This is a genomic window from Pseudomonas sp. IT-347P, from assembly GCF_949768005.1.
Lineage (GTDB): Bacteria > Pseudomonadota > Gammaproteobacteria > Pseudomonadales > Pseudomonadaceae > Aquipseudomonas.
In genome coordinates this window covers 114,503-138,357 of sequence record NZ_CATKPQ010000059.1, presented here as the reverse complement: position 1 = coordinate 138,357, position 23,855 = coordinate 114,503, and the positions used below count along the sequence as shown (strand labels likewise).

The window sequence follows — 23,855 nt, the reverse complement described above, 5'->3', positions numbered from 1 at the left end:
GCCTCACATCACGTTATTGTTGGATTGAACGCCCGTGGCCGAGCGTGGGTGTGGCAGTAAAAAAGTGGCGACGAAAACGCAAACATTCGTTTGTCTTTCTGCAGGCGAATGCCTGCCGGCCCCAGGACTTCAAGGTCAGCGTCACCACGGAAAATCAGCGTGTTGGTTCTATAAGCCTCAACCGTCAGGCATGAGGGCGCGCAACTTTGCGGTTGGTGTATTCGTCCAGCAGATGTGCTCCCCCCAGCGCCACATTCATGGCGCACCACTGCAGCGGTTCGGGCAGGGTTTTCGGGGTTTTATGCCGCAGCGCGCCGAGCAGCGGATGCTCGATACCGCCGATTCTTTCCGCCAGCAGATGGCCGATCAGCGACTGCGAGGCGACGCCGTGTCCGGAGCAACCCGCGGTGTAGAGAATGTTGTGGTGCGACCCGGTTTCGCCCACCACCGGCAACGCGTCGTAGGCCATGCTGACGTAACCACTCCAGCACGCTTGAATGCCGACACCGCGCAACGTCGGGAAACGCACGCCCAGGTTGTCTTGCAACGCTCGGTAGGTCACCTCATCAGGAATGTTCGGGGTTTTCGAGCCGTAGGCATAACCCAGCCGTTTGGTGGTCATCAGCAGCGTATTGCGTGCGGTCAGGCGATGGCTTTCCATCACCAGGTGCGGCGTGGTCAACCCTTCCCGCCCTGCCCAGCCCAGCGATGCCAACTGCTGTGGTGTCAATGGCTCGGTTTCGACCGCCGACACCCGAAACGGTACGACTTTGTCGCGCAGAAGTCCGAGCTGCGGCGTATAGGCATTGGTGGCCAGCACTACTATTGGCGCGCTCGCCCGCCCGCGTGGCGTCCGGCAGGTGATCGTCGGCCCGTCGGAGAACGACTCAAGCGTGGTGTTTTCATACAGCCTTACCCCCGCCTGGAGTGCAGCGCGGCGCAGGCCCATCACGTATTTGCCAGGGTCCAGGGTACCGCCGTGGCGTTGCAGGCAGCCAAACAGAAAGGCCGGTGGAATCCCCCGCGCGCGCATTTGTGCCTGATCCAGAAACTCGGTTAGCGAACCCAATTCGTGGCCCACGGCCATACTTTTGCGCAGCCTTTTCTCCTGCGACGGATGGATGCCCGCCCTGATGATGCCCGAGGCGTTGTAGTCGCAGTCGATCCCCAGTTCGCGCAATCGACCTTCGACGTAGGCGACAGCTTCGTCATAGAACCTGACGATGTTTTGCGCTTTTTCCTTGCCGACACGTTTCAAGAACAGCTCGAACTCAATGCCGATGCTGCCACCCAGATAGCCGGCGTTCCGCCCGCTGGCGCCGAAACCGGCAAACGCCTGCTCCAGCACCACAACCTTGGCCCCCAACGCCGTCAGTTCCAGGGCGGTGGACAGCCCGGCGAAACCGGCACCGATCACGATGACGTCCGCGCTGACATCGCCCTCGAGCTCGGGTTGCAGATCCGCCGGGGTTTCGACCCAGCCACCCAGCCGACGAAAATGCCCGCCGGCGAAGTGGCTTTCCAGCTCTCGTGATTGGTAAGTCATGGACATGTGATGTGCTCCTATCGACTCAGGATGTGAATAGCGACGGCGGCTTCCTCGACACCTTGCAGACCGCCACCGTTTTCCTGGATGGCAAGCCGCGCACCGGGTACCTGGCGTGCACCGGCCTCCCCGCGCAACTGCGTGGTCAGCTCGTACAACTGGCCGATCCCCGTCGCACCCAGCGGGTGGCCCTTGGATTCCAGGCCACCAGAGGGATTGATCGGCAGGCGGCCACCCAAGGTGAAATCGCCGCGTTCGGCACACACCCCACCCTCCCCCAGCGGCGCAAGCCCGAGGTTTTCCGCCTGGATGATTTCGCCCATGGCCGAGGCGTCGTGCACTTCGGCCACGTGCATGTCCTGCGGGCCGAGGCCGGCGATTTCGTAGGCTTCACGCGCTGCCAATAGGCTGACGTGCTTGTGCGGCTCGTCGAGCCCGCGCAGGCTGAAGCTGCGGATCACGCTGGCGGCGATCCGCACACAACGTTTCGGGTCGGCACCGATGCGTTTCAGTCCCGCCTCGGTACAGAGAATCGCGGCGGCCGCGCCGTCGGATAACGGCGCACACATCGGCAGCGTGATCGGATAGGTGATCGGCGGCGCGGCGAGCACTTCTTCGATGGTGAAGGTCTTGCGAAATTGGGAATACGGGTTGTGCACCGAGTGTTGATGGTTCTTGGCGCATACCGCCGCAATCTGTCGTTGAGTGGTGCCGTAGGTCTTCATGTGCCAGCGACACATCGCGGCATAGATGGCCATGAACTTGCTGTACGGACGATCGGATTCCGAGCCCGGCGGCACCACGATGCCCTCGCCCATTTTCACCAGAGTCGCGTAGTTTTCCTCGGCGGTGGAAACATCCCAACCGGTTTCGAACAGGGCCAGCGCCCGCGTCTTGTCCGGCACGTTCATTTTCTCCGCGCCCAACGCCAGGGCCACATCGGTAGCCCCCGAGCGCAAGCTCTGCACTGCCAGATGAACCGCAGTACTGCCCGAGGCGCAGGCGTTTTCGACGTTGTACACCGGCACCCCTTCGAGGCCGATCTTGCTGCACAGCACCTGCCCGGGAATAGACAGTTGTCCTTGCAGATGACCGTTGGTGATGCCGGCGTAGAACACCGCACCGATATCAGCGCGCAAGGCGCCGGAGTCGGCGAGTGCGCCCTGCAAGGCTTCCAGCGCCAGATCCTGGAGACTGCGGTCGAGGTGGCGTCCGAACTGGGTCATGGCAATGCCGGCGATGTAAATAGGTTCCATCAGATCATTCCCCTCAGATACGCCGCTCAACGTTTTGCCAGTAATGGGCGCGCAGATCTTTCTTCAGCACCTTGCCGACCGGGCTGCGCGGCAATGCATCAATGAAATCCACGGTTTTCGGCGACTTGACCGAGCCGAGCCGGCTCTTGCACAGCTCGATCAACTCCTCGGCGGTGACGGTATGCCCGGCGCTCAACTCGACCACGGCTTTCACGCCCTCGCCCCATTGCTCATCCGGCACACCGATGACCGCGCAGTCCTGCACCGCCGGATGACTCCACAGCACTTGCTCGACTTCACTGGGATAAACGTTGAATCCGCCGGAGATGATCATGTCTTTCTTGCGGTCGGTAATGTGCAGGTAGCCGTGCGCATCAACGTGGCCGATGTCGCCGGTGTGCAGCCAGCCATCGATGATGGTTTCTGCGGTTTTCTGCGGGTCCTTGTAATACCCCTTCATCACCAGATCGCCGCGTACACAGATTTCGCCGGTTTGCCCCTGACCGAGGATGTCCCCGGCGTCGTTAAGGATTTCCACGCGCACCAGCGGATTGGGCCGGCCCACCGAAGACAGGCGTTCGTCCGATGCCAGACGTCCACCGTGCAAATGCTCGGCGGGCGGCAGGTTGGAGATCGAGGCCGGGGCTTCAGTCTGGCCGTAACCGCCGGCCATCACCGGGCCGAAGGTCTCGATGGCTTGCTTGAGTTTGTCCACCGACATCGGCGCCGCGCCGTACAGGAAATACTTCAGCGAGCTGAAATCTACCTTCTGCGCCAGATCCGGCACATCCAGCAGTCGATAGATCACGGTCGGCGGCAAAAAGGTTTCGGTGACCTTGTACTTCGGGATCATTGCCAGCATCAGCGCCGGATCCGGTTTGGTAATGATCACCACCGTGCCGCTGCGCGAGGTGCACGGCAGCGACAGCGTGCCAGCGGTGTGGGTCATCGGCGCCGCCGCCAGGTTGACTGGCGGATGGTCATCCCCGTAAGGGAAATTGATCATGAAGTGCGCGCAGAACGTCTGGATGCTGCGATGAGTGTTCATCACCCCCTTGGGCAGCCCGGTGGTGCCGCCGGTTGGCGAGAGTGCCACGACATCGTCCAGTTGATACTCGACCTTCGGTGCCGTGACCGGCTGATCCTCAATCCAGGATTTGAGCGAAGGTGCGCCCGGCAGGTGCTCGTCGATGCAGATCCACAAATGGATTTTCGGCAGGCTCGGACGCAAGGCGTCGATGATCGGCGCGAACTCTCGCTGAAAAAACAGCACCTCGCAGTCGAAGGCATCGAGCACGTGCCGGTTCTCTTCGGCGCTGTTGCGTGCGCCGACGGGAATCCAGCACAGGTTGGCGCGCCAGAGTCCCAGGGTGCAGGTCCAGGCCACCGCGTCGTTGGCCGACCAGACCGCACCCTTGGTGCCGCTCGGCAAACCGGCCGCCAGCAATGCGTTGGCGATCCGGCAGGACAGATGGCGGACTTCGGTGAAGGTGAACACCCGATCGTCCTGGATGTACGCCGCGCCGTGCGGATTGATCCGCCAGCCACGGTCGAAGAAATCGATAATCGCCATGTCGGTCACTTCACAGTTGAGTAACGGTTGCGCGGGCCAGGCCACGCTGTTCAAGGAAGCCCAGCAGGTAGCGATGACCGAAGGCTTTCGAGGACGAGGCGAAACCGGTCCTGGCGGTGTCGTTATTCAACAGCTTGACCACGGCAGCGGCGTGCAAGGCGCCGGTGGCGATGTACGGCGTGATGCCATGCACGGTGGCACGCACTGCTGTCAGTTGACCGCGGCCGATCGCGAAGTCGACGGTGCGTTGCAGGGTGCTGCGCTCACGCGGTGGCATGCTCGGGGTGGTCGATTGCACGAGGCTCTGAATCACCGCGTCCTGCTGTTCCTTGGGCAGGTGCTTGTATTCGGCTTCCCACTTCTCGCCCAGGCCGTGGACCATTTTCATCACCGGGTTGTCGTAGAAGCCGACACAGGACATGCAGCTTCGCACGCGGCCATCATCTTCGAAGAACACCGGCAGCGAGGTGCCGCCCCAAGGCAGGCAGAACACCGCTTCCAGTAGATCGGGGCAGACCACGTTGAAGCTGGCGTTCGGTGCATAAGGCACCAGTTCCTTCTCCCACAGGTAGGCACCGGGGTAACGCACGCCTTCGAAAATGGTCGCCGTAGAACCGACAGTCACCCCGGCAGCACCGGTGCGCGGGCCACGGGTCAGGGTCGCGGTTTCCAGCGAATCGACACCCGGCGTTTCCAGGGCCAGTTCGGCGGCGATTTCGGCGTAGGTGTACATGTACGCCAACGATGGCGACAGCAGCAGCCCGGCCTGGCGATACAGCTCACCGAACTGGTCGCGCAAGGCCCGGATGTGCGCCTGCTCACCGGCCGGATCCAGATAATGGCAGCCAGCTTTCAAGGCCGCTTCCACGGCAGTCAGGCCAAAATTGATGAACGGGCCGACTGTGTTGCACACCACGCGCGCACCTTTAAACACCGAAACCAGCGCGTCGACCTCGTGGGCGCATTCAATGATTTCGTAAGTGGCCGACTCCAGACCGACGACGCGTTGCGCCATCATTTCCTGAGCCCGCGCGGCGTTGCGTGCAACGGCGGTGAACGGGATGTGCTGGTCGATCAACCAGTCCATGATCAGCATGCCGGTGTAACCACTGGCGCCGTAGACAACGACAGGATATTTGGCCATCGGGATTTACCTCATTTGTTGTTTTTGGATGAGTGATGTCGGGTGAATGCAGAATCAGTTGTTGGCCCAACCTTCGGCGTACAGCTGCTGGGCAAGCAGCCCCAGGCGCATGGTCAGGACGCGGTTTTCGCCGTCCTCGATCAATGACGACTGGGTGTCACGCAAGAGTTTTTCGATCGGGTATTCACGGGTGGTGCCATTGCCGCCGAACAGACGGAAAGCTTCCTGCACAACAGCCATTGCCTCTTCGGTCACCGTGACCTTGGCGGAGGCGGTAGCGTACGGATGGGTTTGCGGTGAAAGGCGCGCGAAGCTCAGCGAACGGCGGGCGACCGCACGGGCCGTTTCGACCCGACGCAACATGTCGCCCAAACGCAGTCGGGTCATCTGGTGGTCGATCAACGGATGCCCGCCCTGGCGGCGTTCATGGCAGTACTGCAGGGCCATTTCGAAGGCGGCACGTGCGACGCCGGTGAACACCTGCCCCATGTGGGTGCCGGCGAACGACCAGGAAGAACTGACGGCGCCGTAGTAGTTGTCGCGCTCGGCAATAGCAAAGCGCCGGGGCACTCGTACGCTGTCGAAGTAGATTTCGCCTTGGGGCAAGGAGCGCTGGCCGATCTTGTCCAGCGGCTTGCCCTTGGACACGCCCTTGAGATCGAGCGGAATAATCAGCGCAATCCCGTGCGGCCGGCCGTTCTCATCGTAAAAACCGTCACCGTAATCAGCACAGATCAAGCCCAGTGCCACTTGGGCGATGACGCCGTTGGAGACCCACGCCGAGCTTTGGCCGTTGAGGATGACTTCATCGCCAACCACTTTGGCGGTCAAGTTGCCGATATTGCCGGGCTTGCCCGCTGGCCAGTCTCGCGCCATGTCGAAGATCTGGTTGTCGCTGCCACGGTCGGGTTGGGTGGCCATCCAGCAGCCGATCCGGCCCTGGCAGAGTTCGACCAACTCGGCATTGCCGGCGGCAACGGCCATTTGCAGAGGGAAACCGGCGCAGCCCAAAGAGATCGCCAGCCCGGCATCACCCCAGCCGAGTTCTTCACCGATCAGCGATTCGATCCGCACCGCCATGTCCGGCGGCAGCTGCGCCAACAGCGCCGGGTCGAGGCCGAGTTTGGCGAATTCGGCAAACAGCGAGTAGTAAGGCGAGCCGGGGGCAACCAACTCTTCGGCGGTCATGCGATCCAGCTCGCGACCCAATGGTCGCAACACTTCTTTGGCGAAGCGGTGCACGGAGGCCTGAATCGCAGCCTCCTCTTCTGTCAGCGGGGTTTCGAAACCGGTGAGTCCGGCGGCTGGCAGGGTGAGTGTCGACTTGAGCGAGATCATCGAAGTACCTCCATCGAGAGTGGCAACCGCTGCGCTTGCAACGTGCTGCGTCTTGTTATTTGTCATCGACTCTAACAAGCAAAATTATTTAACGCAACATACGTTATGTTTATTATTTCGAGCTTGCAAAGACTTCTTCAGGCACGGGAAAACCGGCCGGAAATCAGCAGTTTGTTTGAGAAAATCGAGCTGAACTGCCGGGAAACCGGCATGGCGCCCGCCTCCCGACATCCACCCGGGTATCAGCGCCGAGGAACGACGCCTCTACGGGAAAACACGATCGGCGAGCCATCCCCGTTCAGCAGTGTCGCCGTGAGCGAAACCCCGTCGCCGCTGGGTTGCTCATGGAAACTTTGACCACCGTCGTCACTGCGCACGAGCAAGCCGTCGAGCCCTACCGCAATGACTGTCTGCCCGGAAACATCGATGGCGGTGACCGAGCTCTTGCTCTGCAGCGGTACGCGCTGCCAGCGTGCGCCATCGGCGGAGCCGTGCAGCAACGTGCCGCGTTGCCCGCCCACCAGCAGCGAGCCGTCGCCCAGCACCGCCCCCGTCCACAAAGTGCCGCTGTAACCGGTATCCATGTAGCGCCAGTGCTTGCCCTGATCGTCCGAGTGCAATAACTGGCCGCGTTCGGCGGTGGCGTACAAGCGCCCTTCTCGATCGGCAAACAGCCCCATCAGGTTCAGATCGGCGCGCTTCGACCCTGGCGGAGCTTCAAGTTGCTGCTCGGTCCAGGTCTTGCCGCCGTCATCGGTGGTCAGCACCAGCGACCATAGCCCCACCGCCACCCCTTGCTGCGGATTGAAAAAGTGCACGGCAAACAGCGGCCGATCTTCCGCGCTGGACAGGCGTTGCACCTGCCAGGTATCGCCGCCGTCAGTAGTGGCCAGAATCGCCCCCCAGTGACCCACGGCCCACCCCTGACGGGCGTCGACGAAGGACACCCCGGTCAGAGGCGTGGACAACGGCACGGACGCAGCCTGACGGAAATGCCCGCCGTGATCGTCCGACAGCAGCACCACACCGTGATCGCCGACGGCAACGGTTCGCTCCCCGGCGCGGGCAACGCTCAACAGCGTCGCGGCTGTGGCGCTGGCCGTCACGGCCGCCGGAACCGCCGGCAAGGATGACGCCTGCAACAGCGTCGGCAACATCAGAACCAGTAAAGGCATCAGGTTTCGCATGGCTATGTCCTCAATGCACCAGTGAGCCGATCAGACGCACTGGGCGCCGCCGCGGGAATGTCCGCTCCAGCCATACGGCGAAGGCTGGGAGAACGGTCATGGCCATGATCATGTTGACCAGAAACATGAAAGCCAGCAGCTTGCCCATGTCTGCCTGGAACTTCAGATCGGAAAACGCCCAGGTGGCGACGCCCACCGCCAGGGTGATGGCGGTAAAAATCGTGGCGACGCCGACCTCCAGCAACGCGTGCTCGACAGCTTTGGTGATCGGCTGGCCGAGGGCCTGATGCAACTGCAAACGGTTGTAGATGTAGAACGCGTAATCCACGCCGATGCCGACGGCGAGCACCATGACCGGCAAGGTGGCGATGGTCAGGCCGATCTGCAGTTCTTTCATGAACCAGTAGCCGATGAAGGTGCCCAGGGTCAGCGGCAAGCAGCAGACCAGCACGGCGCGCCAGTCGCGATAAACGACAAACACCAGCAGCGCGATTGCGCCGTAGACGTAAAGCATCATCGGCAGCTCGCTGCGTTCCACCTCTTCGTTGATCGCCGCAATCACGCCGGCATTACCGGACGCCAGACGTACGCTCACTCCGGGCTGAGTGAACTGGCTGCGGAACGCCTTGGCCGCGGCGATCACCCGGTGAATGGTGGTCGCCTTGTGATCGGCGAGAAACAGATGCACCGCGGTCATACTGCAATCGGGCCGCATCATGCCGGGCACGCGAGCCACCTCGGCGGCCATTGACGAATAGTTGGTCGGGTCGATGGGCACCGCGTTCATTTTCGGATTGCCCTCGTTATAACCCTCGTTGAACTGGCGTAGGCTGTTGGAAAACGAGGTCACCGAGACCACACCAGGCACCCCTTGCATGGCCCAGACGAAGCGGTCCTGATACTGGCCGAGCGCAACGTTTTCGCAGTCGTTCGCCCCGCCCTCGACCTTGACCTCGAACACCACACTGAGCCAGTCCAGACCGATGTCGTAATGGCTGGCGATCGACAGCGCATCCCTATTGAATCGCGCATCCTCGCGCAGTTCCGGGGCGCCGGCCTGCAAGGAACCGACGACTCGATCATGGCTTTGCCAGGCGGCCGTGACAAAGATCAGCACCGCCATGCCCAGCACCCAGCGCACGCTGTGCCATTCGCTCAAACGCGCAAGACCGTGCAACCAACGAGCGCGGCGCTGGCGAGAAACTTCCTCGGCGGCAGCGTAACCGTCCTGCACGCTGAGCATCGAGGCCACCACCGGCAGCATCACCAGATTGGTGACGATCTTAAACGCGACCCCCAGTGACGCGGTGATTGCCAGTTCCCGCACCATGGGGATCGGGATCAACAGCAACGTCACGAACGATACAAATGCGGTGACCAACGCCAGCGTGCCGGGAATCAGCAACCCACTGAAACTGGCCCGCGCTGCGCCCTCCACCGATTTGCCGCAGGCGATCTCGCGAATGATGAAGTTGATCTGCTGCACGCCATGGGACACGCCGATGGCAAACACCAGAAACGGCACCAGCACCGCCAGCGGATCCAGGCCGTAACCGAGCAGACGCAAGGCGCCGAACTGCCAGATCAGCGACACCAACGAACACCCCACCGCCAGCAAGGTGAAGCGCAGCGAATGGCAGTACCAGTACACCGCAGCCGCCGTCAGCAACAAGGCCAGCAGACAGAACTCGAGAACCGCTGACGCACCCACAGCAATGTCCCCGATCTGCTTGGCGAAGCCGATGATCTGGATCTCGAAATCCGTGTCCTCGAACTGACGGCGAATCTGCTGCTCCAGCACCTGGTTGTACGCCACATAATCCAGGCGCTGGCCGTTGGCATCGAATTCGTTGAGATCGACCGTGATCATCGCGCTGCTCTGGTCGCGAGCCACCAGCGTTCCGATAAAACCGCCCTGCGCCGTCGAGTTGGCGATCATCGCAATGCTCGCCTCATCGAGACTTTCCGGGGTTACCGTCCCCGGTACCAGCGGGTCTGCACGAAAGCCCTCCTCGGTGATTTCATTGACGAACGCGTTGGGCGTCCACAACGAACGCACGCTGCTGCGTGACACGTTGGGCAGAAAGATCAGCGCCTGGGTGACGTCATAAAGACGCTTGAGCGCTGGCTGACTCCAGATCGTCCCTTGGCGCGCCTTGACCACCACCGTTAACCGGTTCGCGCCGAGCAAGTCATTGCGATAGGTCTCAAAGGTTTCGATGTATTCGTGGCCGATGGGTAACTGCTTTTCAAACCCGGCTTCCATGCGCAACTGCACCGCAAACCAGGCCATGCCCAGGGTGAACAGCGCCAGACCCGCCAACGTCAGCAGGCGGTGCGAGAACAGCCATTGTTCGATGCGCGGCAGGACGCCGCGCACGGGGTTTTGCTTGAGGTTCAGGGAACTGTTCACGGCGCGCCTCACAGGGTTCGGGAAACCACAAGGCCGACGTAATCGCGATCACGCAGCAGTTGATCGTAAGGGGTCTTGCCACCCATGAACTTTGCGTAGTTGGCCGAGATCTGCCAGCTCGCCGGATTGCGCACGAAATTGAGGTACAGGTTCATGCTGCTGGCGTCTTCGGTGAACGTGGCCGACAGGTTCGGGGTGCGTCCGTTGATCGAGCGCGAATAGAACACGCCGGGCGTGACCTGCCAGCCGGGAATCAGCGTGTTGTCGTAGGTCAGGCTCAAATCGAGGCTGATGCCGGAAGAGGTTTTGTTGCCCTTGGCGCTTGGCGCAATGGCCGGATCCAGTTGCCAGGTATTGAGGCCCGCGGCGATCGGTTCCCCGGCGTAGTCGTTATGCAGGCCGGGGTATTTCACGACCACCAGTTCGCTCAACAAGGTGCCGGTGCTAGCACCGGTGAATTCAAGCAAGGTTGGCGAGTTGGACGGCGTCATGCTGTAGATGCCGGTCAGGTGCCACTGCAGTTTCTTTGCGTCTTTCCAGCATTTGCCGCCGTTGGCGGCGCAGGCATCGATGACCGGGTTGAGCGGTACCGCATCTTTGGGGCGGTAGGACAACTCGGTGCCCAAGGCCCAGTCGCCGACCGGCATGTTGGCGCTGATGCCGTACATCATGCGGTCTTCCGGATATTCCCAGGTCGGCGCCACGGCGAAGGTTCGCGGATCCACCTGCACGCTCAGTGACGGCAGTTTGTCGTGATAACGCATCACGTACAGACCCAGGTTGAGATCGGTGTTGTCAGGCTGCCAGCGCAGCGACACGCCCCATTGGCCGCCGTTGCGCGCCTCTTTTTCATCGTACCCGTAGGCACCCCTGCCCTCGCCCAGCGCATGGGTCGTGGACCAATAGCTGCCCACTGGCGGCAATTCGCTTTTGTTCCAGTTGAACTGCCAGTACGCCTCGATATTCACCCCGGCGCCAAGCCCCGACGCGAGGCTGAGCATCGGCGCCGGCAGCAAGGCTTCCTTGAGCTGGGTACCGGGGCGCGACAAGGCCATGACATCGTAGGCGTTGGTGTTGTTGATGCCGCCGGCCGCGAACAGACTCTCGCCCCAGTTGATCACCTGATTACCCAGGCGAGCGCGGACCCGCTGGTCACCGACATCAAAGCTCTTGCTCACCCACAGATCCAGCAGCCGCGCCTTGAACTCCAGATCGTCGCGGGCGCTGCTCGTCAGGCCGTCGCTACGGACGCCCGCAGGGCGGTCCGCCGACAACGCGCCGCTGGTGTCGGTCGCGGCAAAGTCGCGGATCCAGCTGCCGCGCGCCATGAACGTGTAGTCCTCGGGAAATTTCAGCACCAGCTCATGGGTGCCTTTTATGTAATTGGTGAACAGGTCGCCCCGGTCGTAATTCAAGTCGCCCTGATCACCAATCCCGGCGCTGGGCGCCAGACAGCCACTGGGTGGATTGTGCCCGCCGGGGCTGCTGGTAATGAGGTTGCAGCCACGCGATTCGGTGCGCAGACCCATGCCCACGGCGACGGTGGAGTCGAATGAGCCGCGAATGTTTTCGGTTTCAAAGGTGAACGCCATGGCAAATGGGGTTGCACACGCGATGACAAGACCTGAGGTTCTACTGATTATTTTTTTCATGTCTGTTCCCGAAAGCCGCTGTCAGCGTTCGCTGGTGGCGCGCAGGTTGTCTGAGGTGTAGAAGTCACGTTTCAGGCGCGGATTGCTCGCCCCGTCGGTCAGCCAGCGATGGTCATTCTTGCCGGTGCCGATGGAGGTCATGTCGTACAGGTAGCGACCGTCAACCAGGTTGTATTGCGCCTGGGCTTCCATGTCGCAGGTGCCGGTCTCGTACACCGGGATTGTGTAGCCCTCGCGGACTTTCCAGATTTGCCCCTGCTTGTCGTAGTCCACCGCCATCAGCGCGTTCCAGCTGTCTTCGTCGATGTAGAACAGACGCTTCGGCGCCTGATGACGCATGCCTTGGCGAACAGTGGCCTCGACCACCCACACGCGGTGCAGCTCATAGCGACGCGACTCGGGAGCGATGAAGTCGCGCTTGGCCACGTCCTCAATCTTCGCCGAGTTGTCGTAGGCCCCGAACGAGTTGTAGGGCACGAGCATTTCCTGCTTGCCCAGCAGCTTCCAGTCGAAGCGGTCCATGGGGCCGAAGAACACATTGGATTCATCGATGGTGTATTGATTGTCCAGACCGATCTGCGGTGCATCGTAGGAATACGCCGGCATGCGCCGCACGCGGCGCTGGCCCGGGAAGTAATAGAACGTGGTGGCTTGCTCGCCAGCCTTGGTCGTGACCACTCCGGCTTGTCCGGCCAGTGCGGCGGGGTCGGTGTAGCTGAAGTAGGTGGCGACTTCCAGACGATCGAATGACGAGAACAGTGCGCTGCCCTTCACGCCCCATGGCGTGTACATGAACCAGTCGGTGGAGGTTCGCAGCCAGTCCTCACTGCCCTTGCGTGGCGAAATGCCGGACACGGTCTTCGACATATCGAAACCCACGCCGCGATAGCGCATTTTCATGTTCCACATGACCTCGGCGCCCGAGGCTGGAAATGGAAACGGAATGCCCGGCACGTAGGCTTCCTGCAACGCTAGGCCGTCGCCGTCGAGCTTGGCGAAACCGACGTTCTTCTTGGTGTTGTCCGCGACGAAATCCGGCACGCCGCAGCTACGTCGCGTCGGGTACACGTCCATGCGGTAGCCCGGAATCTTCTTGAACATTTCCACCTGCCCAGGTGAAAGCTTGCTGGCGTACTTCGCGACGTTGCCCGAGTCGATACTGAACAGCGGTTTGTCATCCTTGAATTTCCATTGCTGGCCGCGCACCTGGCCGTGGCTCCAACTGCCACCTTGAGGACCGGGCGCAGTCCAGGCGGGAATCACCCCGTCGGAGCTGGCCGCGGCCTCGCCTCCCAGCGGGGTCAGTTTGCTGCCGAGCAATGCAGGATCCTTGTCTGCCGCCTGTGCCGTACAGAAAAACGCCGAGGCGGCGACGGCTGCGACCAGGTGCCGGATTACGGCGCCGGTAGAAAAATTGTTATGGGGGCGCTCAATCACTGTGTTCATGGGAGGGATCCTCGTGGGCCTTGATCAGCAACGGGGTCGTCTTGACGGTGGCAACCCGATGCCTGCGCTAACCTAATCAACTGACTTGATCAAATGACCAAGTCATGCGATCAAAGCAAGCCCGGTGCCAAGATTCGCCGGGCCGGAATTAGTCGTTTCTTATCAATCGATTGCGCGATCACCGGAACGACGACGCGAGGAAACTGCCGGAGAGTGTTTCCGTTTGTTTCGTCGGAACGCACCAATACGGGAAATAACGAAACAGTTGTTACCATTATTGGTGCAGCCATTTCACGTACCGTTTTCATTCATGACGTCTAGCGATTTGTTGCTGTAGGATCCGCAAGCGTCGACATCGCCCTCTTCGTTTTCGGGGGCGCCAGGAATAAGGGAGATTGCTGAACCATGGCCAGAATGGGCGCTGAATTACGCCGGCAGGATTTCGTCGAAGCTACGATCAGAGTGATCGCCGAGCACGGCGTAGCCAATGCCACGACCCGCCGTATCGCGGCGCAGGCCGGCTGTCCGTTGGCCTCGTTGCACTACGTGTTCCATACCAAGAACGACCTGTTTTATGCCGTCTACGAATCGCTGTTCAGCCTGCCCCCGCAAGCGCTGGAACGGGTACCGGCCGGCACTACTGCTGCGGCAACGGCTGCCGAAGTTCTGCGCCAGTTAATCACCTGGTTCATCGATCATCCGGATGCGGCCAGGGCTCAGACCGAGTTGTTCTTCTGGGCAATGCGCAATGACCCGCAAATGGCCAGCAAGATTTACTCGGTGGCGATTGAAGCCACCGAGCAGGCGCTGCAGCGGGCCATGGGAACTGAATTGGACGAAGCTTTTTTAAAGGCGACCAGTCGCTTGCTGATCCAACTGGTAGACGGGCTGACCATTGCCTGGTCGGCCCACGGTGATCTGGATCGATTGCGAACCGAAACCGAGACCGCTTGCACGGCACTGGCCTTGCTGGTGGCCAGTCACTGAGTCGATCCTCACACGCTGCTGACCAGATGGCCGCCATCCACCGCCAATACGCTGCCGGTCATGAACGCCCCGGCATCGCTGGCCAACAGCAAAAACGGTCCGGCCAGTTCATGCAACTGGCCCAGGCGCCGCATCGGGATCAGGTCGCGGATGTAGTTGTTGCCCTTCTCGCCTTCAAAAAAAGCCTGGTTCATCTCGGTCTTGAAGTAGCCCGGCGCAATGGCATTGACCCGGATGTTGTACCGCGCCAGTTCCAGCGCCAGGGATTTGGTCAGTTGGACAACCCCGGCTTTCGCGGCGCTGTAATGGCTGTAACCGGTGCCGACGCGTAATCCGAGAATCGACGCCACGTTGACGATGCTGCCGCTGCGCCCGGCCTTGGCCAGCCGTTGAGCGGCAACCTGGGCCACACGCCAGACGCCGTCCAGATTGGTCGACAGCATTGCGCGCCACTGTTCTTCGCTGATCTCCAGCGGGCGCTGACCGTTACCGATTCCGGCGTTGTTGAGCACCACGTCGACCACGCCAAAATGCGCTTGGGCCGTATCGAACGCGGCTTCGACACTGCTGCGATCGGTCACGTCGAGTTCAACCGACAGCGCCTGCCCGCAATCCCACTCAATGTCCTTGGCCACTTGCGCAAGCTTTTCCACGCGCCGCGCAGTCAGCACCACCCGGGCGCCGGCATGCGCAGCGACCCGCGCCAGATGCGCACCAATGCCGCTGGAGGCGCCGGTGATCAATACCGTTCGGCCGGCGAGGGAAAAGTTCTGGGCGAAATCGTGAGTCATCAGTGCACCTCGATAAAATTGGACTTGGCAGCGTTGCAGCACAAAACCGGCCGTTTTCCGATACGCCGGACGATCTCCACGACCGCCGTTACCGCATCCGCCGCCGTGGCCTGGCAAGGCACAATTTCCACCTGTCGCATATCGGTGGCCGGACCGAAGAAACGCAGGCCGATCAAAGCCTGTGGCCGCGAAACCGTGTTCGCCAGCGCTTCGATATCCAGCGACGACGTATGGGTCGCGAAAATGGCGCCCGCTTTGCAGACCTGATCCAGCGCGAGGAACACCTGGTGTTTGCTCTCCAGCTTTTCGCACGTCGCCTCGATGATCAGGTCGGCATCCGAAAGATCTGCGTAGTCGAACGTGGTGAATAACAGCTCCATCCGCGGCTGTACTTGTGCGGCGATGAGCTGCCCGCGCTGGACGTGGAGCTGATAATTTTCGTGGATGCGTCGAAGGCCACGGTTCAGCGTGCGCCTGTCCACATCCATCATCGCCACGGCAATGCCGACATCGGCGAAGCACATCGCGATGCCACCACCCAGCGTGCCGGCACCGATCACCGCCACCTTATTGATCTTGTACGGCGCACGGTTCAGAGCGGACAGCGCAAGGCCGTCTTCGAAACGGTAATAGACCTGGTCAGACATGGCGTATCTCAAAACTTGCGGAATACGTCGCCGATGCTGGCAACCGGCAAACCAGGCTGCGCGCGCGCCGGCAGCGTCGAACTCACCGTGCTGAACGCGCCGTACGAGCCGGTCGAGTAAAAGCTATAAATCGAGTAAATGGCGAGTGAGACGAGAGTCACGGTCATGCAGGAAAAAACAATTGGGCGCATCACTAACCTCCGTCATCTGGCTGGGGCCAAATGCAGTGTCTTTTGTTATTGAGGGTTTTGATTCTGGGTAGCGCGCGCCGCAAAAGCTTGGCAGATCGCGCCAGGTTTTTTGCAGTTCATGACAGTCGAACGCTCTGTATTTCGACCTGCGCGATGAACAAAAACTGTCTCAGATGAACTCATTTGCTCTATTTCGGTGGTTTTCGTTGCAGTAATGAGCTTTTCGGGCACAATTCAGCGTATTGAAATTCGATTCGAGACCGACTGATGTCCCTGACTCCTCAAGATGAACGACTCATCAAGGCGCTGGCCTTGGCCATCGTTGATCGCCCCCGGGCGACACTCAAGGAACTGGCTGAAGCGGCTGGCGTCAGCAAGGCTACCCTGCATCGCTTTTGCGGCACCCGTGACAATCTGGTTCAGATGATGGAAAGCCATGGTGAGACGGTGCTGAACCAGATCACCACCACCACTGACCTGTTGCACGGCGAGCCGGTGCAGGCGTTGCGCAGTCTGATCAACGAGCATCTGGCGCATCGGGAAATGCTGGTTTTCCTACTCTTTCAGTACCGCCCCGACACGTTTGCGGTAAATGGTGAGGGCGACCGCTGGCAGACTTATGCCGATGCACTCGATGCCTTTTTCCTGCGTGGCCAGCAATTGGGCGCGTTCCGCATCGATGTCACCGCAGCGGTGTTCACCGAACTGTTCCTGACCATGATCTTCGGCATGGTCGATGCCGAGCGCCGTGGACGCGCGGCCAGTGCCAACTCGGCCAACGTGCTGGAACAGATGTTTCTGCACGGCGCCGCCACCGCCACGCCCGCCCCCTGATCCTCATTTTTTCCCGCAAAAAAAGCCCCGTGACCTATCGGTTCACGGGGCAAAAAAAGGTTGGATGCGCCAACCCAAAGGAGCTCCGGTAGGGCGTTACCTGACGGTTGTCGGCGTGGACCATCCACCGCCCAGCGAACGGAACAGATCGACCAAAGCGATCTGCCGTTGCGTGCTGATCTCAATAAACGCTATCTCGTTGACGAAGCTGGTGCGCTGCGCATCGAGATAACGCAGGTGGCTGTCGATACCGCCTTCATACCGAGCCCTGGCCAGACTCAGGGTTTCAGTGCTGGTGTTGGCCAGTGCTCGGCGCGCGGCCTCCTCCCGGCGCAAGGTGTCGGTGGCAGCCAATGCATCGGCGACCTCGCGGAACGCCGTCTGAATCGTGAGTTCATAGGCCGCCACAGCTGAATCCTTGCGGGCTTCGGCCAGACTCAGCCCGGCACTGTTGCGACCGGCATCAAACAACGGCAGCGAAAGGTTCGGCACGAAACTCCAGGAGCGCGAGCCACCGTCGAACAGACCGGACATTTGCGCGCTGGAAGTACCAAAGCTGCCGGTCAGGCTGATACGCGGAAAGAACGCCGCCCGTGCCGCGCCGATGTCGGCATTGCGCGCTTGCAGTCGATGCTCGGCGGCAAGAATGTCCGGCCGGCGCTCGATCAGCGTCGAGGTGGTATCCGGGGCGATGTCCTGCACCAGCATCGGCTGCGTCGTCAGCCGCTCGGGAATCACTTTCCCTGCATCCTTTGTCCCCAGCAGCAAAACCAGCGCGTTGAACGCCTGCTGCTTCTCGCGCAGATTGCGTTCCTGCTCGGCCCGCGCCTGCTCCACCAGCCCCAGTGCTTCCTGATAATCCAGCGCAGTCGCCGTGCCGCTGGAGCGGCGCTGGCTGATCAACGCGAACGAGTATTCGCGGCTGCTCAGGGTTTGTTGAGTCAAATCCAGACGACGCTGGGCGCCGTCATGAACCAGATAGGCCTGACTGACTTCGGCGATCAGCGCGATCTGCGCGGCGCGGGCGGCTTCTTCGGTGGCCAGATATTCCTGCAGCGCAGAGTCGCTGAGGCTTTTTACCCGGCCAAACAGATCCAGCTCGTATTCGGGCAGCGACAGGCCGACCTGATACTGGCTGGCCACCCCTGCCCGGCCGTCGCTGGCCAGGTCCGAGGGCAAGCGCTGGCGATTGCCGGACGCGCTTGCATTCAGCCCGGGAACCCGATCGGCCCGCTGAATGCGGTACTGAGCCCGAGCCTGCTCGATGTCCAGAAGGGTCTGGCGCAATGAGCGATTGTTATCCAACGCAACCTCCACCAGACGGCGCAGGTCGGGATCGACGATGAACGCCTGCCACGCTAATTGGTTGATCGGAACGCCTTGTTTCAGCGACTCGCCCGCCCAGTTGTCCGCGACCGGTGCAACGGGCCGATCATAGGTCGGCGCCAACGAGCAACCGGCCAGCAGCATGGCGATCACCAGCGCAGAAAATCCTGAAATACGCATGTGTCACTCCTGAGTCAAAGCGGGTTGTTCAATGGGCGCTGGTTTACTGCGCAACATCGACAGCACCCAGACAAAACAGATCGGTACAAACAACACCCCCAGCAGCGTCGCGCTAAGCATGCCGCCGATCACCCCGGTACCGATCGCCCGCTGACTCGCGGCCCCTGCCCCGGTCGCCAGTGCCAGCGGCACCACGCCGAGAATGAACGCCATGGACGTCATCACGATTGGTCGAAAGCGCAGCCGTGCGGCCTCGATTGCGGCGTCGCGCAGGCTGTAACCTTTCTCCCAAAGTTCCTTGGCGAACTCGACGATCAGAATCGCGTTCTTCGCCGCCAGACCTATGATGGTGATCAAACCCACCTTGAAGTACACGTCGTTAGGCATGCCGGCGACCATCACCGCGAGTACCGCACCGATGGCGCCGATCGGCACAATCAGCATCACGGTCAACGGAATCGCCCAGCTCTCGTACAGCGCCACCAGCAGCAGGAACACCACCAGAATGGCCAGCGCAAACAGTTGCGTGGCCTGACCACTGGAGACCTTCTCCTGGTAGGACAAACCGGTCCACTCGTAGCTGAAACCGGCCGGCAACTGCGCGGCGATACGCTCCATTTCTGCCATGGCTTCACCGGTGCTGTAGCCCCCCCCGGCATCACCGACGATGCGCACCGACGGATAACCGTTGTAGCGCACTACCTGCACCGGACCTTCCTCCCAATGCGTGGTGACGAAGGCACTGAACGGCACCAGATCGCCCGCGGTGTTGTGTACATACAGCTTGAGCACGCTTTCCGGAGTCATCCGGTCGCCCTGCTCGGCCTGCACCACCACGCGCTGCTGGCGGCCAGCGTTGGTGAAGTCGTTGATCACCTCCGAACCGAACGCGGCAGACAACGCACTGCTGATCGATTCAAAACTCACCCCCAGGGTGCGCGCCTTGTCACGGTCGATCACCACGCGCAATTGCGGCGACTCGGCCAGCCCTTCCATCATCGCGTAGAGAATTTTCGGGTTGCCGTTGGCCTGGCCAAGCACCTGATCACGGGCAGCGAGCAATGCTTCACGGCCCAGACCGGCACGATCCTGCAGGCGCAAGGCGAAACCACCGGAGTTGCCCAGCCCGTCAATCGGCGGCGGTGGCACGGCCATCACCGCACCGTCGTTGGCCACGGCAAATTGCTCGTTCAGCGCATTGACTTCTGCCATGGCCGATTGATCTTCGCCACGCTCCGACCAGTCCTTGAACACCGGGAATGCCAGCGCTGCGTTATCGCCCATCCCGGAGAAGCTGAAGCCGGACACCAGGAACGTCGACTGAACCGCGTCACGGGTAGCCAGGTAACGCTCCAGTTGTTCGCCAGTCGATTCGGTACGGGTACGGGTCGCGCCCGGCGGTAGCTGGACGTCGACGATCATGTAGCCCTGGTCCTCCACCGGCACAAACGATTCCGGCAGGCGCAGGTAGAAGTAACCGAGCATGGCGATAATGCCCAGGTACACCAACATCATCCGGCCGGAACGCGCCACCAGCCCGTTGTTCAGGACTGAATAGCGATCAGTGAGCTTGGCAAAGCCACGGTTGAAGGCGCCGAAGAAGCCGCGCTTTTCATGGTGCCCTTGTGGAATCGGCTTGAGCAGCGTGGCGCATAGCGCCGGGGTGAAAGTCAGTGCGAGGAAACCGGAGAACAGAATCGACACCGCCAGTGATACCGAGAACTGCTGGTAGATCACACCGACCGAGCCGGACATGAATGCCAGCGGCATGAACACCGCCGACAGCACCAGGGTGATACCGATGATCGCGCCCGATACCTGCCCCATGGCTTTCACCGTGGCGTCGACCGGCGACAAGCCCTCTTCGGCCATGATCCGCTCGACGTTCTCCACCACGACGATTGCATCGTCCACCAGAATGCCGATGGCGAGAACCATGCCGAACATGGTCATCATGTTCACCGAGAAGCCCAGCACGTACATCATTAGCAGCGTGCCGAGCAGACATACCGGCACCACAATCGACGGAATCAGGGTGTAGCGGATGTTCTGCAGGAACAGGAACATCACCAGAAATACCAGAACCATCGCTTCGATCAGGGTATGAATCACCTTCTCGATCGCGACATCAACGAAACGCGAGGTGTCGTAAGGAACGGAATATTCCACGTCATCCGGGAAGTAGGCTGACAGTTCGGCCAGGCGCTGCTTGACCGCAGTTGCGGTCTGGATGGCGTTGGCGCCAGGCGACAACTGGATCGCCGCTGCCACGGCGGGTCTGCCATTCAGACGCGAGTTGAAGTTGTAACTTTCCTGACCGATTTCCACGCGGGCGACGTCGCCCAGTTTGACTGTGGAACCGTCCTCGTTGGCACGCAGGACAATGCGTGAGAATTCTTCCGGATTGTCCAGCGTACCTTTCACTGCCAGGGTGGCGGTCAGTTCCTGCTGGCTGCTGGTCGGCGTACTGCCGAAGCTGCCGGCCGGTACTTGCACGTTCTGGCCACGGATGGCCGCGCTGACATCGTCGATAGACAGCCCGTAGCCCACCAGTTTCTGCGGGTCGAGCCAGACGCGCATCGCCGCTTCGGAGGAGAAGAACTGCAGCTTGCCGACACCCGGAACCCGGCGCAGCTCGTTGTTGATATTGCGCGCGGCGTAGTCGCCCAGTGCGGTGGTGTCGCTGTGCTGGGTGCCTTCCTTATAGTTCAGCGCATAGATCAGCAGGAACCCCGCACTGGTCTGCTCCACCTCCAGACCCTGGGTGAGCACGGCTTGCGGCATCCGCGCTTCGGCTTTTTTCAGGCGGTTTTGCACGTCAACCTGAGCGAGCTGTGGGTCGGTACCCGGCTGGAACGTCACTGCGATCTCGGCGATACCGTTGGAGTTGTTGGTCGACTCGAAATACAGCAGGTTCTTCGCACCGTTGAGCGACTCTTCGATCACGCTAGTGACCGAGTCCACCAGCACCTTCGCAGAGGCACCGGGATAGGTCGCCGTCACCTTGATTTGCGGCGGCGCGACGTTGGGGTACTGCGCCACCGGCAGCATCGAAATGACCAGCAGACCGGCCAGAGAGATGAACAACGCCACCACCCAGGCGAAGTTCGGGCGTTTGATGAAAAACTGAGACATCGGAATATCCTCGCGGCGACGGCGCCCTTACTGTTTCGACTCAGGCGCCTGCGCCTGGGCTTGGGGCTGACCCGGCACGACCTTGGCGCCTGCCTGCAGGCCACTCAGGCCGCTGACAATCACCTGATCGCCAGCCTTCAGGCCTTCACTGATCTGCCAGCGCGAACCCTGCATGGAACCGGTCACCACATTGCGCGCTTCGGCGCGGCCGTCGGTGCCGACCAGCATGACCTGCGCGCCGCCATCGCTGCCGCGCTGCACCGAGCGCTGCGGCACGAGAATGGCCTGGTTGTCGGTGCCTTGAGGTGTGCGCACGCGCACGAACATGCCCGGCAGCAACACACCGTCGCTGTTGGCGAACTTGCCACGCAACGAGACTTGGCCGGTGCCGCGGTCAACGGCGACATCGGTAAACATCAGTGCTCCCTGACGCTCGTAAGCAGTGCCGTCGACACGAATCGACAACGCCTTGTTGTCGTCGGCGGAGAGTTTTCCGCCTTTGAGCGATTCGCGCAGACGCAGCGCGTCAGCGGCCGATTGGGTGAAGTCGACATACACTGGATCCAGCTGCTGAATCCGCGCCATCAACGTTGCGTCACCCTGACCGACCAAGGCACCCTCGGTGACCAGGGCGCGGCCGACACGCCCGGAAATCGGCGCTGTTACCGAGGCATAACCCAGGTTCAACCGGGCGCTTTGCAGATCGGCCTGGGCCGAACGCGTGGCCGCCTGTGCACTGCGCAACTCAGCCATGGCGCTGTCGTAGTCCTGCTGGCTGACCGCCTCGATCTTCACCAGCGGTTCATAACGCTTGACCCGTGCCTGAGCCTCAAGTGCAACGGATTGCGCACGGGCCAGTTCACTCTCGGCGCGAGCCAGGGCTGCTTTCAGTGGTGCCGGGTCGATCTGGAACAGCAGGTCGCCGGCTTTGACATCAGCGCCCTCTTCAAAACGCTTCTGCATCACGATACCCGGCACCCGAGCACGCACTTCCGCAACGCGCATCGGTTCCACCCGGCCCGGCAGCTCCGACGTCAATGCCAGAGGTTCGGTCTTCACTGCCAACACTTCTACCGGACGCGCCACTTCGGCCACATCCGCCTGTTCATTCGCCGGCCCACATCCGGCCAGCGTGATGGCGATTGCCAACGACCCCGCCATTCCTACTGCACGCAAATTGCCCATAACTCACCCGAGGCTTGATTGAATTTGGTGCGAATGCTACTTTCAAAACCCTAATGAGTCAATATTGTCTCATATGAGAAATGTGTGAATCGCGCGACGATCGCTTGAGGCTTGGTGATGAACCTGATTTCCCATGAAGAACATCTGCTCAAATCGTTGACCGTGGCGGTCGTCAACCGGCCGCGGGCAACCATGAAGGAGCTGGCGCAACTGGCAGGCGTGAGCAAGGCCACCCTGCACCGCTATTGCGGAACACGGGAAAACCTGGTGCAAAGACTGGAAGAACACGCCGAAGCAACGCTCAATCTGATTATCCGCCGCGCCAGTTTGCAGCACTTGCAGCCGCTGGACGCGTTACGTCGATTGATCCGCGAGCACCTCGCCCACCGCGAGCTGCTGGCCTTTCTGATGGCGCATTACCGCCCCGACTTTCTCGATTTCGAACGGGGCGACACACGCTGGCAGTTTTACCTAGAGGCGCTGGAGGGTTTTTTCCTGAGGGGGCAGCAACAAGGGTTGTTTCGCATCGACATCACCGCCGCGATTTTCACCGAGCTATTCATCACGCTGGTGTATGGCCTGGTGGATGCCGAACAGCGCGGGCGTGCCGCCAACGCCGATTCGGCACGGATCCTTGAGCAAATGTTCCTGCATGGCGCGCTGGCCGGTGGTGAATTGCGCGAGCACGCCTGCGTTCCGGAAAAAATGCTCTAACGATCAAAAATGGGTGAAGGCATCGCTGATGCTGGCGACCGGAGGGTGACTGGAATGATGGACAACTGTGTGGCCTGCGGGCCGGGACTGAAAATACAGCGCACCCGAAACCAGTGCGATCGCAAGCAAAGCAAACAGGAACCGACGCATCGAACACCTCCACCGTCCAGCCGCGGGCCGAACGCAGTTTTATTGTTATTGGTGCTTCGAGTCTGGTCCTTGGAGCGAGGTGAAAGCTTGGCAGATCACGCCAGTGATTTTGCAAATCGTGCCAGTTCTTTTCCGGCCAGCGGTCGGTCATTCTGAGGGT

The 23,855-nt window shown here is 61.1% G+C and carries 19 protein-coding genes; 3 read left to right on the top strand and 16 right to left on the bottom strand.

Annotated elements, in window-relative coordinates; translation table 11 throughout:
* Nucleotides 1-184: 184 nt before the first annotated feature.
* The 9 genes from ACM6IV_RS26245 to ACM6IV_RS26205 form a co-directional block, all read right to left on the bottom strand.
* Complete coding sequence (locus ACM6IV_RS26245; RefSeq protein WP_150370568.1) at nt 185-1,552, bottom strand: NAD(P)/FAD-dependent oxidoreductase; 1,368 nt, start codon at nt 1,550-1,552, stop codon at nt 185-187.
* A gap of 11 nt (nt 1,553-1,563) precedes the next feature.
* A complete protein-coding gene (locus ACM6IV_RS26240; RefSeq protein WP_414872267.1) occupies nt 1,564-2,802 on the bottom strand; it encodes a thiolase family protein in 1,239 nt (412 codons plus the stop codon).
* A gap of 13 nt (nt 2,803-2,815) precedes the next feature.
* On the bottom strand, nt 2,816-4,375 hold the full coding sequence (locus ACM6IV_RS26235) for an AMP-binding protein (protein WP_414872266.1): 1,560 nt from the start codon (nt 4,373-4,375) through the stop codon (nt 2,816-2,818).
* A gap of 10 nt (nt 4,376-4,385) precedes the next feature.
* On the bottom strand, nt 4,386-5,519 hold the full coding sequence (locus ACM6IV_RS26230) for a saccharopine dehydrogenase family protein (protein ID WP_122607415.1): 1,134 nt from the start codon (nt 5,517-5,519) through the stop codon (nt 4,386-4,388).
* Between the two features lie 54 nt (nt 5,520-5,573).
* The gene (locus ACM6IV_RS26225; protein WP_150370571.1) at nt 5,574-6,857 is read right to left on the bottom strand and encodes an acyl-CoA dehydrogenase family protein; all 1,284 of its coding nucleotides are present in this window, start codon (nt 6,855-6,857) and stop codon (nt 5,574-5,576) included.
* Between the two features lie 242 nt (nt 6,858-7,099).
* A complete protein-coding gene (locus tag ACM6IV_RS26220; protein ID WP_414872265.1) occupies nt 7,100-8,044 on the bottom strand; it encodes a WD40/YVTN/BNR-like repeat-containing protein in 945 nt (314 codons plus the stop codon).
* Between the two features lie 10 nt (nt 8,045-8,054).
* Complete coding sequence (locus ACM6IV_RS26215) at nt 8,055-10,457, bottom strand: efflux RND transporter permease subunit (protein ID WP_414872264.1); 2,403 nt, start codon at nt 10,455-10,457, stop codon at nt 8,055-8,057.
* An 8-nt stretch (nt 10,458-10,465) separates the two neighbouring features.
* Nucleotides 10,466-12,109, bottom strand: coding sequence for a DUF1302 domain-containing protein (locus ACM6IV_RS26210; RefSeq protein ID WP_414872263.1), 1,644 nt, complete (start codon nt 12,107-12,109; stop codon nt 10,466-10,468).
* A 21-nt stretch (nt 12,110-12,130) separates the two neighbouring features.
* Nucleotides 12,131-13,555 carry a DUF1329 domain-containing protein gene (locus tag ACM6IV_RS26205; RefSeq protein WP_414872262.1) on the bottom strand — a complete coding sequence of 475 codons (1,425 nt, stop codon included), beginning with the start codon at nt 13,553-13,555 and terminating at the stop codon, nt 12,131-12,133.
* Nucleotides 13,556-13,960: 405 nt separating this feature from the next.
* Between ACM6IV_RS26205 and ACM6IV_RS26200 the strand changes: the two genes are divergently transcribed.
* Complete coding sequence (locus ACM6IV_RS26200) at nt 13,961-14,542, top strand: TetR/AcrR family transcriptional regulator (protein WP_205993942.1); 582 nt, start codon at nt 13,961-13,963, stop codon at nt 14,540-14,542.
* 8 nt (nt 14,543-14,550) lie between these two features.
* Here ACM6IV_RS26200 and ACM6IV_RS26195 read toward each other — a convergent pair whose 3' ends face one another.
* The 3 genes from ACM6IV_RS26195 to ACM6IV_RS26185 are packed head-to-tail and all read right to left on the bottom strand — an operon-like array spanning nt 14,551 to nt 16,171.
* On the bottom strand, nt 14,551-15,333 hold the full coding sequence (locus tag ACM6IV_RS26195) for an SDR family NAD(P)-dependent oxidoreductase (RefSeq protein WP_414872261.1): 783 nt from the start codon (nt 15,331-15,333) through the stop codon (nt 14,551-14,553).
* Entirely contained in the window at nt 15,333-15,980 is a 648-nt protein-coding gene (locus tag ACM6IV_RS26190; RefSeq protein ID WP_414872260.1) for a 3-hydroxyacyl-CoA dehydrogenase family protein, read from the bottom strand. Before ACM6IV_RS26190 ends, ACM6IV_RS26195 begins: the two co-directional genes overlap by 1 nt.
* A gap of 8 nt (nt 15,981-15,988) precedes the next feature.
* Nucleotides 15,989-16,171, bottom strand: a complete 183-nt coding sequence (locus ACM6IV_RS26185; protein ID WP_414872259.1) for a hypothetical protein — start codon at nt 16,169-16,171, stop codon at nt 15,989-15,991.
* A gap of 267 nt (nt 16,172-16,438) precedes the next feature.
* On the opposite strand from ACM6IV_RS26185, the gene ACM6IV_RS26180 reads away from it, so the two are divergent.
* On the top strand, nt 16,439-17,005 hold the full coding sequence (locus ACM6IV_RS26180) for a TetR/AcrR family transcriptional regulator (RefSeq protein WP_122609297.1): 567 nt from the start codon (nt 16,439-16,441) through the stop codon (nt 17,003-17,005).
* Between the two features lie 96 nt (nt 17,006-17,101).
* On the opposite strand, the gene ACM6IV_RS26175 is transcribed toward ACM6IV_RS26180, so the two are convergent.
* The 3 genes from ACM6IV_RS26175 to ACM6IV_RS26165 are packed head-to-tail and all read right to left on the bottom strand — an operon-like array spanning nt 17,102 to nt 22,831.
* The gene (locus tag ACM6IV_RS26175; RefSeq protein ID WP_414872258.1) at nt 17,102-18,511 is read right to left on the bottom strand and encodes an efflux transporter outer membrane subunit; all 1,410 of its coding nucleotides are present in this window, start codon (nt 18,509-18,511) and stop codon (nt 17,102-17,104) included.
* Nucleotides 18,512-18,514: 3 nt separating this feature from the next.
* Nucleotides 18,515-21,646, bottom strand: coding sequence for a multidrug efflux RND transporter permease subunit (locus ACM6IV_RS26170; protein WP_414872257.1), 3,132 nt, complete (start codon nt 21,644-21,646; stop codon nt 18,515-18,517).
* A gap of 27 nt (nt 21,647-21,673) precedes the next feature.
* Nucleotides 21,674-22,831: a MexC family multidrug efflux RND transporter periplasmic adaptor subunit gene (locus tag ACM6IV_RS26165; RefSeq protein ID WP_414872256.1), complete on the bottom strand. Its 1,158-nt coding sequence runs from the start codon at nt 22,829-22,831 to the stop codon at nt 21,674-21,676.
* 117 nt (nt 22,832-22,948) lie between these two features.
* On the opposite strand from ACM6IV_RS26165, the gene ACM6IV_RS26160 reads away from it, so the two are divergent.
* On the top strand, nt 22,949-23,545 hold the full coding sequence (locus tag ACM6IV_RS26160; RefSeq protein WP_414872255.1) for a TetR/AcrR family transcriptional regulator: 597 nt from the start codon (nt 22,949-22,951) through the stop codon (nt 23,543-23,545).
* 3 nt (nt 23,546-23,548) lie between these two features.
* On the opposite strand, the gene ACM6IV_RS26155 is transcribed toward ACM6IV_RS26160, so the two are convergent.
* Nucleotides 23,549-23,695, bottom strand: a complete 147-nt coding sequence (locus ACM6IV_RS26155; RefSeq protein ID WP_401206220.1) for a hypothetical protein — start codon at nt 23,693-23,695, stop codon at nt 23,549-23,551.
* Between the last annotated feature and the right edge of the window lie 160 nt (nt 23,696-23,855).

Bases quoted from the DNA above. Each gene is read 5' to 3' on its own strand.
- ACM6IV_RS26245 (WP_150370568.1), bottom strand. From the start codon at position 1,552: ATGTCCATGACTTACCAATCACGAGAGCTGGAAAGCCACTTCGCCGGC.
- ACM6IV_RS26220 (WP_414872265.1), bottom strand. From the start codon at position 8,044: ATGCGAAACCTGATGCCTTTACTGGTTCTGATGTTGCCGACGCTGTTG.
- ACM6IV_RS26165 (WP_414872256.1), bottom strand. From the start codon at position 22,831: ATGGGCAATTTGCGTGCAGTAGGAATGGCGGGGTCGTTGGCAATCGCC.
- ACM6IV_RS26180 (WP_122609297.1), top strand. From the start codon at position 16,439: ATGTCCCTGACTCCTCAAGATGAACGACTCATCAAGGCGCTGGCCTTG.
- ACM6IV_RS26160 (WP_414872255.1), top strand. From the start codon at position 22,949: ATGAACCTGATTTCCCATGAAGAACATCTGCTCAAATCGTTGACCGTG.
- ACM6IV_RS26205 (WP_414872262.1), bottom strand. From the start codon at position 13,555: ATGAACACAGTGATTGAGCGCCCCCATAACAATTTTTCTACCGGCGCC.
- ACM6IV_RS26200 (WP_205993942.1), top strand. From the start codon at position 13,961: ATGGCCAGAATGGGCGCTGAATTACGCCGGCAGGATTTCGTCGAAGCT.
- ACM6IV_RS26240 (WP_414872267.1), bottom strand. From the start codon at position 2,802: ATGGAACCTATTTACATCGCCGGCATTGCCATGACCCAGTTCGGACGC.
- ACM6IV_RS26170 (WP_414872257.1), bottom strand. From the start codon at position 21,646: ATGTCTCAGTTTTTCATCAAACGCCCGAACTTCGCCTGGGTGGTGGCG.
- ACM6IV_RS26175 (WP_414872258.1), bottom strand. From the start codon at position 18,511: ATGCGTATTTCAGGATTTTCTGCGCTGGTGATCGCCATGCTGCTGGCC.
- ACM6IV_RS26185 (WP_414872259.1), bottom strand. From the start codon at position 16,171: ATGCGCCCAATTGTTTTTTCCTGCATGACCGTGACTCTCGTCTCACTC.
- ACM6IV_RS26195 (WP_414872261.1), bottom strand. From the start codon at position 15,333: ATGACTCACGATTTCGCCCAGAACTTTTCCCTCGCCGGCCGAACGGTA.
- ACM6IV_RS26225 (WP_150370571.1), bottom strand. From the start codon at position 6,857: ATGATCTCGCTCAAGTCGACACTCACCCTGCCAGCCGCCGGACTCACC.
- ACM6IV_RS26190 (WP_414872260.1), bottom strand. From the start codon at position 15,980: ATGTCTGACCAGGTCTATTACCGTTTCGAAGACGGCCTTGCGCTGTCC.
- ACM6IV_RS26230 (WP_122607415.1), bottom strand. From the start codon at position 5,519: ATGGCCAAATATCCTGTCGTTGTCTACGGCGCCAGTGGTTACACCGGC.
- ACM6IV_RS26155 (WP_401206220.1), bottom strand. From the start codon at position 23,695: ATGCGTCGGTTCCTGTTTGCTTTGCTTGCGATCGCACTGGTTTCGGGT.
- ACM6IV_RS26210 (WP_414872263.1), bottom strand. From the start codon at position 12,109: ATGAAAAAAATAATCAGTAGAACCTCAGGTCTTGTCATCGCGTGTGCA.
- ACM6IV_RS26235 (WP_414872266.1), bottom strand. From the start codon at position 4,375: ATGGCGATTATCGATTTCTTCGACCGTGGCTGGCGGATCAATCCGCAC.